Annotated in this window: 7 protein-coding genes; 2 read left to right on the top strand and 5 right to left on the bottom strand. The window is 57.6% G+C overall.

Annotated elements, in window-relative coordinates; all coding sequences use genetic code 11:
* Window positions 1-584 precede the first annotated feature (584 nt).
* The gene (locus QEH57_RS02950) at window positions 585-1,646 is read left to right on the top strand and encodes a sigma-70 family RNA polymerase sigma factor (RefSeq protein WP_309005184.1); all 1,062 of its coding nucleotides are present in this window, start codon (window positions 585-587) and stop codon (window positions 1,644-1,646) included.
* Between the two features lie 102 nt (window positions 1,647-1,748).
* On the opposite strand, the gene QEH57_RS02945 is transcribed toward QEH57_RS02950, so the two are convergent.
* The gene (locus QEH57_RS02945; protein ID WP_309005183.1) at window positions 1,749-3,563 is read right to left on the bottom strand and encodes a phosphoenolpyruvate carboxykinase (GTP); all 1,815 of its coding nucleotides are present in this window, start codon (window positions 3,561-3,563) and stop codon (window positions 1,749-1,751) included.
* Window positions 3,564-3,793: 230 nt separating this feature from the next.
* Between QEH57_RS02945 and QEH57_RS02940 the strand changes: the two genes are divergently transcribed.
* The gene (locus QEH57_RS02940) at window positions 3,794-5,452 is read left to right on the top strand and encodes a response regulator (RefSeq protein ID WP_309005182.1); all 1,659 of its coding nucleotides are present in this window, start codon (window positions 3,794-3,796) and stop codon (window positions 5,450-5,452) included.
* A gap of 209 nt (window positions 5,453-5,661) precedes the next feature.
* Here QEH57_RS02940 and QEH57_RS02935 read toward each other — a convergent pair whose 3' ends face one another.
* The 4 genes from QEH57_RS02935 to QEH57_RS02920 form a co-directional block, all read right to left on the bottom strand.
* Window positions 5,662-8,262 carry a LamG-like jellyroll fold domain-containing protein gene (locus QEH57_RS02935; RefSeq protein ID WP_309005181.1) on the bottom strand — a complete coding sequence of 867 codons (2,601 nt, stop codon included), beginning with the start codon at window positions 8,260-8,262 and terminating at the stop codon, window positions 5,662-5,664.
* Between the two features lie 345 nt (window positions 8,263-8,607).
* Entirely contained in the window at window positions 8,608-10,032 is a 1,425-nt protein-coding gene (locus tag QEH57_RS02930; protein WP_309005180.1) for a Gfo/Idh/MocA family oxidoreductase, read from the bottom strand.
* A 57-nt stretch (window positions 10,033-10,089) separates the two neighbouring features.
* Complete coding sequence (locus QEH57_RS02925) at window positions 10,090-12,447, bottom strand: heparinase II/III family protein (RefSeq protein ID WP_309005179.1); 2,358 nt, start codon at window positions 12,445-12,447, stop codon at window positions 10,090-10,092.
* 260 nt (window positions 12,448-12,707) lie between these two features.
* Window positions 12,708-15,836: a hypothetical protein gene (locus tag QEH57_RS02920; protein ID WP_309005178.1), complete on the bottom strand. Its 3,129-nt coding sequence runs from the start codon at window positions 15,834-15,836 to the stop codon at window positions 12,708-12,710.
* Between the last annotated feature and the right edge of the window lie 52 nt (window positions 15,837-15,888).

The raw sequence follows: 15,888 nt of genomic DNA, 5'->3' as shown, positions 1-15,888 counted from the left end.
TCCCCTACGCCGCATCTACCCTAGTTGCTCGCCGTCCTCGACGAGCGATTACCCTGAGATCTAACGACAGAAGCAGGCTAGGGCTACCCATGCCTGCCCGCCTCTCGAAACACCTTGACGCAAGCACCTGAACCCCAAGGACATGCGTCTCGAGCCCTCTTAAGAAAGGGTAGGCCCTGTTATCAGCGTCACCAAAACGGTACATACCCTTAACCATAAAGAAAGGGTCTTCACCCACTCCAAATGCATTTAATTTCCGATTTTTCCTATTTTCCGGAAGAGTTTACTCGCATTTTTGGCGAAACTGGCCCAAAAAAGGAGTCTAGAATGTAAATCCCGGTAATTATTAGCGGTCTTTTTGTAAAGATGAGATTAAAGAACGTGGGTATAGTACCCTACCCCCTTTTTGGGCTATACACCGTCTCCGCTAAGTACTTTGATTGATCCATAGCCTCAAACGCCCAGCAATAGATCACAACCGCCCCATGAGAGCTGCATACAACACCTCATGGGGAAGCCCAGATCGCCTGCGAAGCATTTGATTTCGAACCGTCCAGCCACCAAATATCGACCCCCACTAAAACATGTCCATTCAAGCACTCGCCGACCTATCCACCAACTCGCCCCTCGGATCCCAAGCCTCTAACCTTAAGATATTTAACGAGGACGAGGCATCCAACGTCACCACCGTAAACTTCCGAGCGGCGGCTCCGGAGAAAAAGGAGAAGGCGGAGCTGCCAGAGCGCAACAGCATCAAAACCTACCTGCAGGAGATCGGAAAGATTCCCCTCCTTACCCCCGCTCAGGAGATCACCTTAGCCCGCCGCATCCAGGCCGGCGAGAAAGAGGCTCGAGACCTCATGATCAAGTCCAACCTTCGCCTCGTGGTTAAGATCGCCCACGACTACAAGGATTTCGGCCTGCCCGTGCTCGACCTCATCAGCGAAGGCAATATTGGCCTCGTGAAAGCCGTCGAACGCTTCGACCCCGACAAGGGCGGCAAGCTCAGCACCTACGCAGCCTGGTGGATCAAGCAATCGATCAAGCGGGCCCTGGCGAACCAGAGCAAAACCATCCGCCTCCCGGTCCACCTAGTCGACAAGATTTCCCGCATGCGCAAGATGGCCATGGCCCTTACGGAAGAGTTTGGCCGCGAGCCCACCGACCAGGAACTGGCCGACGAGCTGGAAATGCCCGTCAACAAGGTCTCCCACCTCAAGTCCGTAAGCGTGCGCCCGACCTCCCTCAACGCTCCTGTCGGCGAAGATGGCAACAGCACGGAATTCGGCGAAATCGTCGGCGACGACAACGCCCCCACTCCTTACGAGAACCTGCACGAGAAGTCCCTGCGCGGCGACTTGCACGAGATGATCACCGGGCTCGACGAGCGCGAAGCCGAAATCATCCGCCTTCGCTTCGGCCTCAACGGCGACACTCCCCTCACGCTCGAAGAAGTCGGACAACTTTTCAACATCACCCGCGAACGCGTTCGCCAATTGCAGAACATCGCGCTCTCCAAGATGCGCAAGATCATGGCGGGCAAGGAACGCCAGCACACCGCCGAAGAGATCGAGATGGAAAACCGCGAACGCAAGCGGATGGAAGTCTTCCGCGAATTTTACGAAGCTACCGCAGCCAAGGCCTAGACAGCCGAAAATCAGTCTTTGTAGATAGCCAAAACTCGATGCCCTGTATCCTTCTCTGGATACAGGGCATTCGCTTTTCCGGCAGAACCTCCCGCACCTTCCCTAAAACAAGCGGCAGGCCAGCAGTTCGCGTTCGAAGATAAGCTCCTTCGGCAAGTGGTCGTGCAGCCGCAGGAAGAGCTCTTCCTGCAGGATCAATTCCCGCTTCCACACCTCGCGGTCCACCTTCATGAGGAAATCCCACCGCTCTCGAGGAAAGTCCAGCCCCCTCCAGTCGATATCCGAATAGTGAGGCACGTAGCCGATTGGCGTTTCCTTAGCCTTCGCCTTCCCTTGGGCCCGCTCGACGATCCACCGGAGCACTCGCATATTCTCCCCAAAACCGGGCCAGACGAAGCGTCCCTCCTCGTCCTTGCGAAACCAGTTCACGTGAAAAATGCGAGGCGTCTCAGAGATCCTCCGCTGCATCTTTATCCAGTGCCGAAAGTAGTCGCCCATGTGATAGCCGGCAAACGGCAGCATGGCCATGGGATCCCGACGCACCGCCCCGATGTCGCCAAAGGCGGCCGCTGTCATTTCCGACCCCATCGTAGCGCCCACGTAAACCCCGTAAGTCCAATTGAAGGCCTCGAACACCAAGGGCATGGTGCTCATTCTCCTGCCTCCGAAGATGATGGCGCTGATCTCGACCCCGTTGGGATCCTCCCAGGCCGGATCGATCGTCGGACACTGGGAAGCGGGAGCCGTAAAGCGGGCGTTCGGATGGGCCGCAGGAGTGTCGGATTCCGGCGTCCAGGCCTCTCCGCGCCAGTCCATGCAGCGAGCCGGCGGATCGCCGTCCTTGCCTTCCCACCAGACGTCGCCGTCCTCCGTCAAGGCCACGTTGGTGAAGATCGCATTTTCCCGCATCGACTCCATCGCATTCGGATTCGTCGCGTAAGAAGTTCCCGGCGCAACCCCGAAGAATCCAGCCTCAGGATTGATGGCTCGAAGACGTCCCTCGGCGTCGGGCTTTATCCAAGCAATATCGTCGCCCACCGTCCAAATCTTCCAGCCCTCGAAACTCTGCGGCGGAATCAACATGGCGAAATTCGTCTTGCCGCAGGCGCTCGGAAACGCCGCCGCCACGTAGCTACGCTCCCCCTGCGGATTCTCGACGCCGAGGATCAGCATATGCTCCGCCATCCAGCCCTGGTCCCGGGCCATGCAGGAGGCGATCCTCAAGGCGAAGCACTTCTTGCCCAAAAGGGCGTTTCCTCCGTATCCACTTCCGTAGGACCAGATCGCCCGCTCCTCGGGAAAGTGAACGATGTACTTGTTTTCCGGATTCGATTCGCAAGGCCAAGGCACATCGACATCCCCCGGTTCGAGCGGAGCGCCCACCGAGTGCATGCAGGGCACTACGCGCTTCCCTTCCAACTCTTCCAGCACCGCCTGCCCCATTCGCGTCATGATTCGCATATTCACTACGACGTAGGGCGAATCCGTGATCTGGATACCGATATGCGAAATCGGAGAGCCGATCGGCCCCATGCTGAACGGAATAACGTACATGGTGCGGCCATGCATACAGCCCGCGAACAAGCTCTTTAGCTTCCGCTTCATCTCCAGCGGCTCATGCCAATTGTTGGTCGGCCCCGCCGCGTCCTTGCTGTTGCTGCAGATGAAGGTCCGATCTTCCACTCTCGCCACGTCGCTCGGATCGGAGCGACAGTAGTAGCTGTTCGGACGCTTGCTCTCGTCGAGCTTCACGAAGGTGCCGGAAAGCACCATTTTCTCGCAGAGCCGGTCGTACTCCTCCTGCGAGCCGTCGCACCAGTGAACCTCGTCCGGTTCGCAAAGGGTAGCCATCTTTTCGATCCACTTGTTGAGCGGGATGTTGTCGGAGAGCGGGGGCCTAGGGATTCGTGTCTTCATCGCTGAAAAAATAGCGAACGATCCCAGAAGAGCAAACGGGTCGGGCCTGGTTTCCAGGACATAGCGCCACCTGCTAGCCCCGCAATAAGGGAGCCTAATCCGAGGCCTCCCGCCAAGGCGTTCAAAACCGCGTAAAACGAACGTTAAGCCTACAGGGGCCGCCCCAAGTTACCGATACTAGAAGCGACCCATTGCATTACTCACGAACAACATCAACCACAGGACCAGTTTTGAATAAGAAGATACTCATCGTCAGAGGGGACAAGCAGAACGCAAAGGCGTTGTCGTTCCTGCTCGCCGGTTCCGGTTACCAAATCTCCGCTCACTCTTCCGCAGGCGAGGCGGTCGAGGCCGCGCGCCATCAGCGCTTCGACCTGGCTATCACCGACGAAGCCCTGCCCGAAAACCAGCCCGACCTTTCCCTCGTCTCCAACCTCAAGGAAGCGCAACCGAGCCTGCCGATCTTCTACCTCGCCTCCCAGCAAAGCGTGGAAACCGTCATCAGCTGCATCCGCGCCGGAGTCACCGAAGTGCTCAACGACCCCAACGACCTCAAGAGCCTGCTGGAAACGACCAATTCCTTCCTGCGCGGAGCCAACCAGCCCGCCAGCGACGACGAAGTCACCTGGGAAGACATTCTCCAAGTCGAGCGACTGCTCGACAGGGCCTACCCGGGCTCCGGAAACTCCACCAACGCCGCCCCCGCCGCCAGCTCGGCAGAGGTAGCGGAGCTCAAGGAAAAGCTCGAAGCCGCCCTCGCGGAACGCGATCGCACCACCGGCGAGCTCGCCACCACCCTCGCCCATCTCGAAAAGGCCCGGCGCTTGGTCGACGAGCTCAAGCGCGACAACGGCGACAAGGCCACTGATTCCGAAATGCTGGAACGTGCCGCAGAGCTCGACGAGCGGGAACGCAAACTCAAGGAAACCTCCGCCCGCCTCTCCCAACAAAAATTCGAAGTGGAATCCCAACTCGCCGAACTGGAAGCCCAGCAGATCGAGTTCGAGGAAGCCCAAAAGGAAGCCCTGCCCAACGGCGGCGGCGCCGACATCTCCAACCAGGAGCTCGAGGACGAACGCGCCAAGTTCAACGAGATCCGCCTCGATCTGCAGGCCACCATCCAAGACCTCCAGCGCGAGCTCGAAGTCGTCAAGTCCAAGGCCAGCAGCAACGAAGGCCTGCAGGCCGAGCTCGTATCCTTGCGGGAAAAGCTGCAGGACGCCAAGGAGGCCATCGCCGAAAAAGACTTCATCATCGAGCAACGCGACCGCGAACTCGAAAGCCTAAAGGCCAACCTCGAGACCACCGCCAGCAACCTGCAGGTCGAAGAGCTCGAAGACGCCAAGCGCCTCGTAGAAATCGAACGCCACAAGCTGCAGGAACGCATCGACCAGCTGGAGCTGGAAAAGCGAATCTCCGACGAAAAGCACGCCAAGGACCAACGGGAAATCCAAGTCGAGCGACGCGACGCCGAAATTTCCCTGCGCGAAATGCAGAACGCCATCAAGGAGGAGCAGCTCAAGCTCAAGGTCGAGCAAGCCACCCTCCGCGACGAGATGCGCCAGTTCGAACAAGCCCGAACCAACTTCCAGGAAGACGTGCAGGAGCTTCAAAACAAGCAGGCCGAGCTCAAGAAGATGGAAGCCTACCTCCACCAGATGGAAGAGAGCATCAAGGCAAACGGCGTCATGGCCGAAAACACCCTTCCCAAGCCGGACAGCTCCGCCTTCGAGCCCATCCAAACCAGCGCGCCGCAGCCCGCCGTCGAGCAAGCCCCCGGCGCCGCCAAGCCGGAGGCCGCGAAGAAGCCGGAAAACTGGGGAAAGCCAGACATGGAGAAAAAGGCCGGCCGCGGCCCCCTCCGCATCGGACGCCGCTCCTCGTTCTAGAATTTCCACTGGGCCTTGCCGTCCCAAGGTAGGGTCCGACCGCCGGGCGGACCGCGGCGGTCGGGCAAAAAAGGGCGAGACGTGAGGATAGGCTCTGCGGCGGACCGCGGCTCCCTCCCCCCAAACCGAGAGCCTGAAGGCGCTCAAAGCATAAAAAGGAAAGGCGCTCCGCCTATGCGGAACGCCTCCTAAACGCAAACAGCCTACCTTTAGAAGCTGTTGTACAGAGCCAGAACCTCGGCGGCTGAAAGCTCGACCGAGTAGAGCATAACTTCGTCCAGCGTCCCGCTGTAGAAGTTGTTGTTCAAGCCGCTCCCGATCCGCCCCGTCACGATTTCGGACATACCTTTGGTTTTGCCGCTACCGCTATGCCACAAGGAACCGTTGAGGTAGATCTTCATATCGCCCGTGGTGGCGTTCTTAGTGAAGACCCAGTGATTCCATTGCCCGGCGAATTCAGACAAGGTCGCCGTTTTCTGGATACGGTCGTAAGACCCTCCGGAATAGCCCGCGTCCCAATAGACCGTGGAATTGCTCCATGGCAGGTGGATGTTCAAGAAACGATTTCCCGAAGCGTCCACAGCGTAGAAAACGGAATCGTTCTTGGGTTGGCTTGCATCTCCGTAAACCCACATTGCCACGCTGACCTCCTGGTCGATGTCCTCGAACGCCGTAGCGTTCAACCATACCGCGTCGTCGACGCCATCGAACTGGATCGCGTTGCCGCCATTGACGCCCGCAACGATCGTTCCGTCCCACAGGGACGCATTGTGGACTGATCCCGAACTATCCGCTACTTCCTCCGCAACTATGGAATCGAAGGTCCAATAGCCCTCCAGCTCTCCGCCTTCGACCTGCACGTTGCTAAACTCTCCGGTGCAGAGCGTACCGTCGTTGTGGGAGGTCACGCACAAGCCCATGGCAATGACCGAATTCATATCGATGTTCACGGATCCCGCGGAGGTCCAGGTATTGCCGTCGCTCGAGCGATAGGCAGAGATCGTACCGCCCGAACGCTGCAAGCGCACCCAGTACGGAGCGCTCAAGCCCGAAGCGGCGGAGTAGCCCGAGGATCCATCCTTCTCATCCCTCCACTGGAACGAAACGCCCTTGCTTGGCGTAACGACGAGAGCGGCGTTTCGCGATCCGGACTCCATGGTCTCACGGATCATAACCCCAGCCTTGGCCCAGGAATTCGTGTTCTCCCCGGAGTCCACCCGAGCCGTGATCGTCGCTTCGCTGGCAGTCACCCACTGCGAGAGGAACTGGAACTCGTCGCTCGTTCCCCAAATGTCGGCGCCCGAGCCCTCGATCGTAAACGTCCCATTCGAGTAGCTCGCGGTTCCTGCCGCAGCGACATTGCCCACGTCTTCGCCGCTCCATGGAGCCGGCAAGCTCGCAATCGTGGTCGCGCTAACCGCGTTCCCCGTACCGGAATCCGTTATCGTTCCCGCGGATTGCCCCGTCGTATTGGAACTCTTCGAGGCGAGAACCAAGGGGTATTCGGTCAGGTTGTTGATCACTACATTGTCCGAGCTGAAATCATTATAAGTCGGATTCACCGTTACAAAACGCATCCCGGGGCGGAGGCCACAAACCATCACCTGCAAGCTCTGGTCCGGATTCGCGTCCCTGTTTCTCAAGGTGATATCATGCCCGTTACCGCCGATGTAGGCGACTGCTGTGTTTCCATAGGTTGGCCCTGTATCCAAAACTTCGAGGTCAACCACGCTATCGCGGTCGTTTTGGTAAGCGTTGGCCAGCAAAGGACCGTACTTGGCATCGCCGCGACTGGCTACGATTTGACCTCCCGTGCCTACCCAGAATCCGTTTTCGCAACCGATAGAAGTAACGTTTTCCACGTACTTCTGGTTATCGCAAAAGCCAATGGTAACGCCCGAGCGCATATTCTTCACGGTGCAGTCTATTACCTGCATATTGGCAGTGTTTCGCGTCACGCCCGAAGGGTCAGGCCCCGTATTGTAGGCGCGGATACCGTCTTCCTGCAGGCTAAACATCGCCCCTGGCGGAACAGGATAACCCCACACCGTCATGAAGTTTACCGAATCGGCGGGAGAGCCGGTACCTGCCTCCGCCAGAACGTCGTCGGTAGAGCGCATCTCTCCTTCCACATAACATCCTTCGATCAAGGCGTCGATCGACCCTTGGCAAAAGATGCCATGCCCATAAGCTCTGTGAATCAAAGTCGTATCCTTCAGGTGGTTGCTGTTTCCCCGTATCAAGACCCCTGAATGCTTAAAGTGCTTGATAACGTAGCCACTACCTTTTCCAAAAAGGTCTCCGTAACCGTAAGGATAGGAGCCGCGGATCGTCATATGGAACCCTTCTACCCGATTCGATATGCCATCCAGCAGTACGCCTAGCGCGGTTCGTCGAGGAACGACCTCGCCTACGTCCACCAAGGTAAGGTTCTTCAATACCAAGTTGGTGCCCGTTACCGCAATCTCCGTTACGTTAATATTGCCGTAGGAGCGGAATATATTCGTATCCACCTCCAGGGTTACGCCGGTGAAGTCGAAGGTGCTATTGTTGCCGGAAAAAACTAGAATATCCGGATTCGGCAACAAGCCCGAAGTCACGTCGGACGGACCGATCGAATACACGCCTGGGGCAAGCTGTATATCGACATTGTCATCGTCGAGGTAAGGTATGAGATCAGCTATCGAATAGACCACCGTTTGGCCTTGCAACGATAGAGAGAGAGTCAAAAAGGCAGCCACGAGCAGCGACCTTGGCGTAGGCACGCGTCGAACCGCGCCCTTGATCCACGTAAGAAGAACAAAGTTCATATTACTAATAATGGGGTTATAGCAAACAGACGACCCGTTTGCATAAATGAGGGTTGGAGTATAAAACGAGAAAAGCAGATCGTTTCTCGGAAGCGCTGTAGGGGAAGTGCACATCCCTAGCCCATTTTATATCGAGCGTCCGCCCTAGGCATTACCCGAATAAAACAAGCTAGTCTGGACCCCTTGCTACCGCAGCCTACCCGCTTTCCAAACCAGTATTTCGCTTACACTGGAGAACGACCTACGAAGAGAGAACGTTTCCCAAGAAACGTCGCAAATTGCAACCGTACGCGACGAGGCCCTTAGCAAAGCGCCTCGCTTTATGAACAAGAGAGGACGGAGCGCTTAAGCTCGGTAGTACTCTTCCCAGCCCTTGCGGGGCTGCGGTTTGATATAACGCTCTAAGTCGCGGTGGTTCGTGACTTCCATAGTGACGGGATCCCACTCGAGGCTCTTGCCAGTGCGAATCGCCAAGGCGCCGAGAAGGATCAACTCCGTCAAACCTTCGGCATAGTCGAAATTCGAACCGGGGGTGGGGCCCTCGCCTTTCACCGCCCGTATCCATTCCTTAATATTTCCGCCCTTCACGCGGGGCAGGACCTTCGGCGGACGGTTGCGGCGAAACGCTTCCCACGCCTCCTCGTCCAACAGCCGCGGACTATCCGGACGCATGCCCGGCGAAAAGAGCGTTTGCTTGCTCCCTACCATAAACAGACCGCCTTCCTTGGTCTTCCTCAACTTCTTGGTATCTTGGCCGGCCGCCTTCAGTTCTGCGGCTTGGGCGGCCAGGTAGTCCTCGGTCATAGGCGGCACCGCCGGTCCCTCGTACCACTTCACCTTAACGGGCGGCAACTCGCCGCGAGCGGGAAAGTGGTAGGTCACGATGCTGCCGCTCGGCGTATAGATGTCGTTGACCGGTTCCGATAGCGCAACCTCGATCTTGCTCGGGTGCCCCAATTGCAAGGCCAGATAAGGAATGTCTAGAGTGTGGCAACCGATATCCCCCAGGCCACCGCAACCGTAGTCCCACCAGCCACGCCAAAAGCCTGGGTGCAGCTCCGAGCTGTATCCAGTTTGTGGAGCAGGTCCCAGCCACAAGTCCCAATCAAGCCCATCCGGCTTCGGCTCTGCCGCGGGCAGGCTCCGGTGGTTGGCGCGGCGAAAGCCTACGCCGGTGGCCGGACGGTTGGTCCACGCGACCACTTCCTTCACTTCGCCCAGAGTCCCATAGTCGAACCATTCCTTGATCAAACGCATGCCCTCGAAGGCCCGCCCCTGGTTGCCCATCTGGGTAACCAGCTTGTTGGAGCGCGCCTTTTCGCAAAGCGTTCTCAACTCGTAGATATTGTGCACAAGCGGCTTCTGCACGAAAAGGTGCTTGCCGAGATCCGCCGCCGCCATGGAAGTCACGAAGTGGGTGTGGTCCGCCGTCGCAACGCCGACCGCATCGATCTCGTTCCCCATCTGGTCGAACATCTTCCGGTAGTCCGTAAACTGACGCGCTTTGGGAAAGCTTTCCGCCGCCTTGACCAATGCCACCGGATCCACATCGCAAAGGGCCACCACGTTCTCCGCAGCCATCGCCGTCAAGTTCGATCGCCCCTGGGCTCCGACGCCTATGAAAGCGATGTTCAACTTGCTGTTCGCGGACGGGCCCGACTGCCCGATCGAAAAACGGGGCAGGACAAAGGCTCCGCCTGCCAGCAAGGCGGAGGTCTTCAAAAAGTCGCGACGCGACGCGTTCGATGCAGAAAGTGAATTTCGTTTCATTCGTTTTTCTTTAAGAGTTACGAGTTTAAGAGTCTCATCCTTGTCGCCTGCGGCGATCTACCGCTCCTCTGGTAGCCTCAACTGCAGACGTTTGCCTTTCGCGTCGTAGGGAGCATCGAAACGCTCTCCGTTCAATAGGACAGTATCCGGCTTCGCCGCGACGCCAAGCCCTACGTTCAAATAAGGCTGACCTTGCAGCTGCACCTCCAGAAGTCCCTGCTCGCCACGACTCGCCGACAGGAAAACCTTGGACAAGGAATCCAGCGCCACCCAATCGCCGCGACGCAGGTAGCTGCCATTGATCACTGCCGTGCGCAAAGCGGAGCTCGGATCCGTCACGCTCCCTCCCTCCGGATAGGTAAAGGCGAAAAGATAGGCATCCGTTTCCCAACCATTGTCCAGCACGAGGTTCGCGTTGCGATGGCGGATACGACCATCCGCCAGCAGATTCAAGTACACTTCCGTAACTGTACCCGACTGACGAATACGCACGCCGATCCAATCAATTCCCTGCAAACGCTCGATAGTCGGAGCCCCTTCCCTGCCCTCGTCTCCCAACGGCAGGATTGCCGTAATGAACTTTTCGCGACGGCTCAACTCCGCCGGCTGAAACACATGGTAAGTCCTTTCCTTAACGGCCCGCTTCTCCCCACGCACCGGAGTATAGCCCACCTTTTCTACAACCCGCATGTTCTCCGGATAGTCGGTCGGCAGACCACCGATCGGCAAGGTCATGGGAAAGAGCGGGCGCACCAGCACCTCAGCGCCTTCGTAGTTCACGTGAAAATCGATATCGTGGTGCGGACGGCTTCCTTCGCCATTATAGTGCAGCTGCCACTCGAACTGCCCGGGCTCGAAACTCTTCACGTCGTCGATGACCAGAATCACATCCCCGATCCAGAGGAAGCTGCGATAGTTGCGAGCGAAATACTGAGACGTCGGTCCCGTCGCATCCGCCAAAACGTATCGAAAGTCCCCGTCGTCCAGGAGATGCGACATCGTTCCGTCCTTCACCGAACCATAGTAAGTGTTCTCCGGGTTTTCGGCCATGCCGTTGAACAGTACCACATTGTGAGCCACGCTCTGACGGAAGTAGTCATCGTATTCAGCCGAGGGATAACTGCTATGCCCTGAGTCGATCAGCATGTATTTGCCTTTGTGATACAGCACGAAGGAGCCCGCATCCGCATGGGCATGATTCCAAGAAAACCCGCTCCGCGCCGCAAGGAAGGTCGCATCCTTCTCCCATGAGGACCGCATCAAGGCCCAGCCCATATTGTCGTAAAGCATCGCCGTCGGCAGATCCGGCTTTTCAGGAACCTTCGCGAGCTCCTCCGGAGTCGGCGCGTACAGCAGATCCCGCGGACTCTCGGTGAATAGCGTTTCCGCCGCTTGGCCCGTCACTTCCGAAAGGTACCAAAGGTTGTTCGCCTCCCGCTGCCCCGAGATCCACAGCATCCGCATCGGCTCCGCGCCTTTCAGGTAATTCGAGCTGTCCCCAAAATCCACTGACATCAATCGATCGCTATTCGGATAACACCCGTGGATAAAAAAGGCATCCAAACCATCCAAAACCGGCAACTCGGGTGGCGCTTCGACAAAGGCGTTTTCCCAAGCCATACGAAACGGCAAGTAAGTGCGCACCGCAAAGCCAGCGTAGTTCAAGCTTTCATAAAATCCGCCCGCCGGATCGAAGGTCGCTGGCTTGTTCGACAGAGCGCTCCCCGTGTAGCGGTGGTATTCGATCGAAGCATCGTTGATGCGACGCACCCAGTCTTCGGCTCGAGGATCCTCGTCCAGGATCGCCATGGCTCCGACCCCGGCGCCAAAGACGATAGCGCTCCACCAGTTATGCCCCATAGTATCCAGCGAGTGTATACGCTCTTCTCCCAGCACCCAATCGTTGAGAATAACGAGAATCCCCTTCTCCGCGAAACGCGCCGCCAGCTCCTTGCGCTCCTTCGGCTTCAAAAAGTCGTAGACCGAGTCGTAGGCGATCGCGAAATGGTAGGCAGCCTCCCCGGTCCCAAGCCCCGCGTTCCACTGCGGCTCCCGTTTCATCAAGGGCGTGTCGCTGCGAGGCTCCCCCGTATACTGATCGAACAACCACTCCCTCACCCGCTCCGCGAAACGCGTCTCCCTCGTCATGCGATAGGCAAGGCAAAGCTCCTCCACCGTATCGCGTCGCAAACGCTTGCGGCCTTTCTCGGGGCCCGCAGCTTCCTCCGCGCTCGCCAGCATACGCTCCCAAGCGTCCGCCAAGATCTCCTCGGATTCCATGCGCTCCTTGAGCTGCTCCACCCTTTCATCCGTGTAGAGCAAGTAGGGATGCCCGCTGCGGCGCTCCAAATCTTGGGCCTGCAAGGCAAAGGCGAACACAAACAGAATCGGGGAAAAACGAAGCAACAGGGTCATAACAGCAAGGGTTCAGGGGATGGAAAGGCCCTCAAGGGCGAGCCAAACATACAGCCTCCACGAGGAAAGACACCTGCCGCACCCGAGCAAAGCTAGATTTCGCTTACCTTGGTAAACAGCCTTCGCTCTTTGAGCTTCCTCTCCCACGGCGACGGCCCAACAGCTAAACGGCAATCCCACGGCTGTTGGTCACGGACCAAAAAAATGCCCCCGGCGAACCGGGGGCAAGCAACCTAGTCAAAGCTGCGCCGGAGAAGAGACTACCTGAACTTCACCTTGACGCTATAAACCGACCACTTGTTTCTCACTCCCGCCGCATTAACGTACAATGAGAAATCCTCCACTGGAACGCCTCCAGCGAGATCTTCGAGCTCAACATCGAAGGGCGTGCCTCCCAGGTTTCCGAGCCCATGGCTTGAGCCAGCGACCGCGATCCCCACGCTATCCTTGCCCGGACTCTGTCCATTCACGATCGAAACGGATACGAAAGACAGGTCCAAAACATCGGCAGGGCTGAGCACTCCCCCATTAGGATTAAAGTCGATGACCCGTAGGTTCCCCACACCGTCAATCTCGTCGCCAAGGTTGCCGTTGAAGATTCCGTCGGCATCGACTCCCCAACTCGTAGCAGTGGAAACGCCTCCCGTCGCCTTGCTTACGATCGCAGTTCCCGCTTGCGGAACCACGTCGAAGGCAAGCTTGAACGTCGCCAAACCGTCGTAGGCGACAAGGGTGTCGGATACTAGGGTCGCGACCGAATCCGTGCCGTAGTTGGTATTTGGAGTCGCGAAGATATCCACGTCGCGCAAAACAGGGAGAACGAAAACCTCGAGAGCGATCTCGGCGCTATTCACGCCATCGGTAACGCTGACGATCCACTCGTTCAATCCGTAGTTCTCTTCGGTCGGAACCCCGCTTACGCTCCAAATCCCCTCGCTGAACGCTTCGACATTCAGCCAATCCGGGCCGCTCACTTTCGATACGACCAGCGCGTCCCCTTCGAAATCGTAGAAGTCGACTCCTTGAATAAGGAAGGTTTCGACGAATCCCGGGACTTCCGCTTCGTCCAGAACGATTCGATCGCTCGCCCAAACCGGAACGCCTGGCTCGCCTGCCTCGAAATCCAGAGGAATCTCGCTAACCGTCAAGCTCGCATCACGCGTCGCAAAGACAGTACCATTGTCCGCAACGAGGCTAAAGGAGTAGGCCGTAGAATGGCATTCCGTGGGTATGCCGCTCAAAATCCAGACACCTTCGTCCGTAGTTGATTTCTCGAGACTGAGCCAATCGGGAACCTTGCTGGGGTCGACTACTGCCAGTCCGGTGATCGGATTCCCTTGCGGATCCCAGAAGTCTACGCCCTCCACTAGAGTATGGTAGTAAGCCTGCCCCACGATCGCTTCCGGAAGCGACGTACTTGCACGGGCCCAATTCACGGTATCCGGGAACTGCACCCGCTGGAGTTCTTCGTCCATCAGGGTCAACTGGGCCATAGCCCAATCTTGGACCAATACGTCCGTCGCTCCCAAACCATTGCGATTGCGGAGCGGAGCGCCCCAGGAAATAGCGCCCCCAGCAAGCATTGCTTCCCGGTTCCAAAGCACGAACTCCTCGTCGGTAAGAGCAGGCACTCCGCCCGAATTCCACGCGGAAGTGCTCATCGGCGGGTCAAAGTGAGCCACCACCTTATCGTCCCAGGTCCACGGACCGTCGTCCAAGTGAGCGTTGCCCCCCTTCTTGGTCATCCACTGGATAATCGAATAGTTCATGTCATAGCGCGATGTGCCAATCGCTGGCACGTAATCGTGATTGCCGATCTGCTTTCCGCCCGCGAAGGGATGTCCAAACATGTAGTCGTCGAAGCGCGTAGCCGGCGTAAAGGGATTGTTGATACCGTCTCGAGCGCCGGGCGAATTGTTGAAGGAAACCGCTGCATTCGCGTTTCCAGCGCGGCACGCAAGGGCAAAAGCCTCGTACAGCCTTTGGTCTTCCAGCACGCCGTTTCGGGAATCGTCACCATCGCTCGCCAACTTATAGCCAGCATCGAACAACCAACCGTCCACCAAGTCACCATAGCGAATCGCATAGTCTCGCAACACGAATTCCGCATAGCAAAAGACATACGGACGGTTGGGGTGCTCCCCATCCACATGGTAATCCTTGCTCTTTATAAAGGCCTGAGCCGCAGGATCAGTATCGCACCATTCCTTCCAGCGAGCCGTAACATCCGGGATATCCCCATTCGGGCCCATGCCTAGCATCTGAGCGCTATTCACGTAAACTTGGGTCTTCAGCCCCCTGGCCTTCACCGCCTTGAGCATCTCTTCGAAGGGGTCGAAACCGATTTCGGCGCGGGGGACCGCAAGGTTGATCGGATTCCCCTGCTCATCCACATCTCCTCGCCAAAGGCTCTCTATCAAGGGGTGCGTTCCCCAATGCACGGGCGAACTGATATGCGATTCCCCCAAATGCAATTGTATATAGTCAATCGTCCTCAAACCTTCGATCTGATCCAGAAAGTCATCCACCACCAAGGTTTCGACCTTCCCATTCGCCCGGAAGGCAGGCTTCCAATTGATTCCCCAGGAACCGCGCAGCCAATCGGCTCGTTCGCCCAAACCGGGACGTATTCCTTCCGGCACTACAGGCACCGCAGCCTTCACCACGACCTTGTCGATACCCGTTCCCTCGGCAGCGACTTCGGAGGCAGCCCCACCCCACCAGGACAAACGAAAAGTCGCGGTACCGCCGGGACCTAGGTCCTTGTCGGCAAGCTGACTCAAGTCGACCTCCACCGCTTCCCAGGCGCCTTCCGTGGAGATCTCACCACGAGCCACCGTTCCAATCGTAATATCCCCGGACTCAACCGACAGCGTCCAGTACCTCTGAGCTGCCGGGTTGTTGAAAAGGGCACTGAATTCGAAGGATCGCAGCTCCGTCCGCTCTCCGGTGGCCGTAACCGTGAAGTCGACAAAAAACGCCTCGTTCGAGCCCTGGCGAAGATAACTGTCGCCTAGCTTCCGCCTCAGAAAGGAGCTAAAGCGACTCCCCCCGCGACTCGCGTAGTAGCGGTCGACTTCAGGGCTTGGGCCACTCGCCGCGGCAAGCCCCGTCGCTCCCCATTGAAAGGTCGCGCGTTGCTCGCCGGCGTCGCGCCAAAGATCCCAGGAGACGATTCTACTTTTGCGCTCCTCGAGCCGCTCGAACAAAGACGACAGACTGTCGTAGTTTTTATTCTTAGAACCCAAATGCTCCAACCAGCTCCAATGCCCAGCCTTTCCGTGAGAGGGATTGGCATCTTCGCAGTCAGGCGAGTTCGCATTGGCCGCGCCAGCGACTCCGCATGACAGCATCAACGCTGCCGCTAGTATCGTTTTTCGTTTCTTCATATAGTACATACAATAAAAGGGGGAATCCAAGAGGAGAAGGAACAGAGAGTTC

The organism is Pelagicoccus sp. SDUM812005, assembly GCF_031127875.1.
Classification (GTDB): Bacteria; Verrucomicrobiota; Verrucomicrobiia; order Opitutales; family Opitutaceae; genus Pelagicoccus.
Note: the sequence above shows the minus strand (reverse complement) of the source record. Positions and strands in the feature narration are given on the sequence as shown.

What these genes read in the sequence shown, in the direction of transcription:
- QEH57_RS02925 (WP_309005179.1), bottom strand. Translation starts at nt 12,447, where the DNA reads ATGACCCTGTTGCTTCGTTTTTCCCCGATTCTGTTTGTGTTCGCCTTT.
- QEH57_RS02945 (WP_309005183.1), bottom strand. Translation starts at nt 3,563, where the DNA reads ATGAAGACACGAATCCCTAGGCCCCCGCTCTCCGACAACATCCCGCTC.
- QEH57_RS02920 (WP_309005178.1), bottom strand. Translation starts at nt 15,836, where the DNA reads ATGAAGAAACGAAAAACGATACTAGCGGCAGCGTTGATGCTGTCATGC.
- QEH57_RS02930 (WP_309005180.1), bottom strand. Translation starts at nt 10,032, where the DNA reads ATGAAACGAAATTCACTTTCTGCATCGAACGCGTCGCGTCGCGACTTT.
- QEH57_RS02935 (WP_309005181.1), bottom strand. Translation starts at nt 8,262, where the DNA reads ATGAACTTTGTTCTTCTTACGTGGATCAAGGGCGCGGTTCGACGCGTG.
- QEH57_RS02950 (WP_309005184.1), top strand. Translation starts at nt 585, where the DNA reads ATGTCCATTCAAGCACTCGCCGACCTATCCACCAACTCGCCCCTCGGA.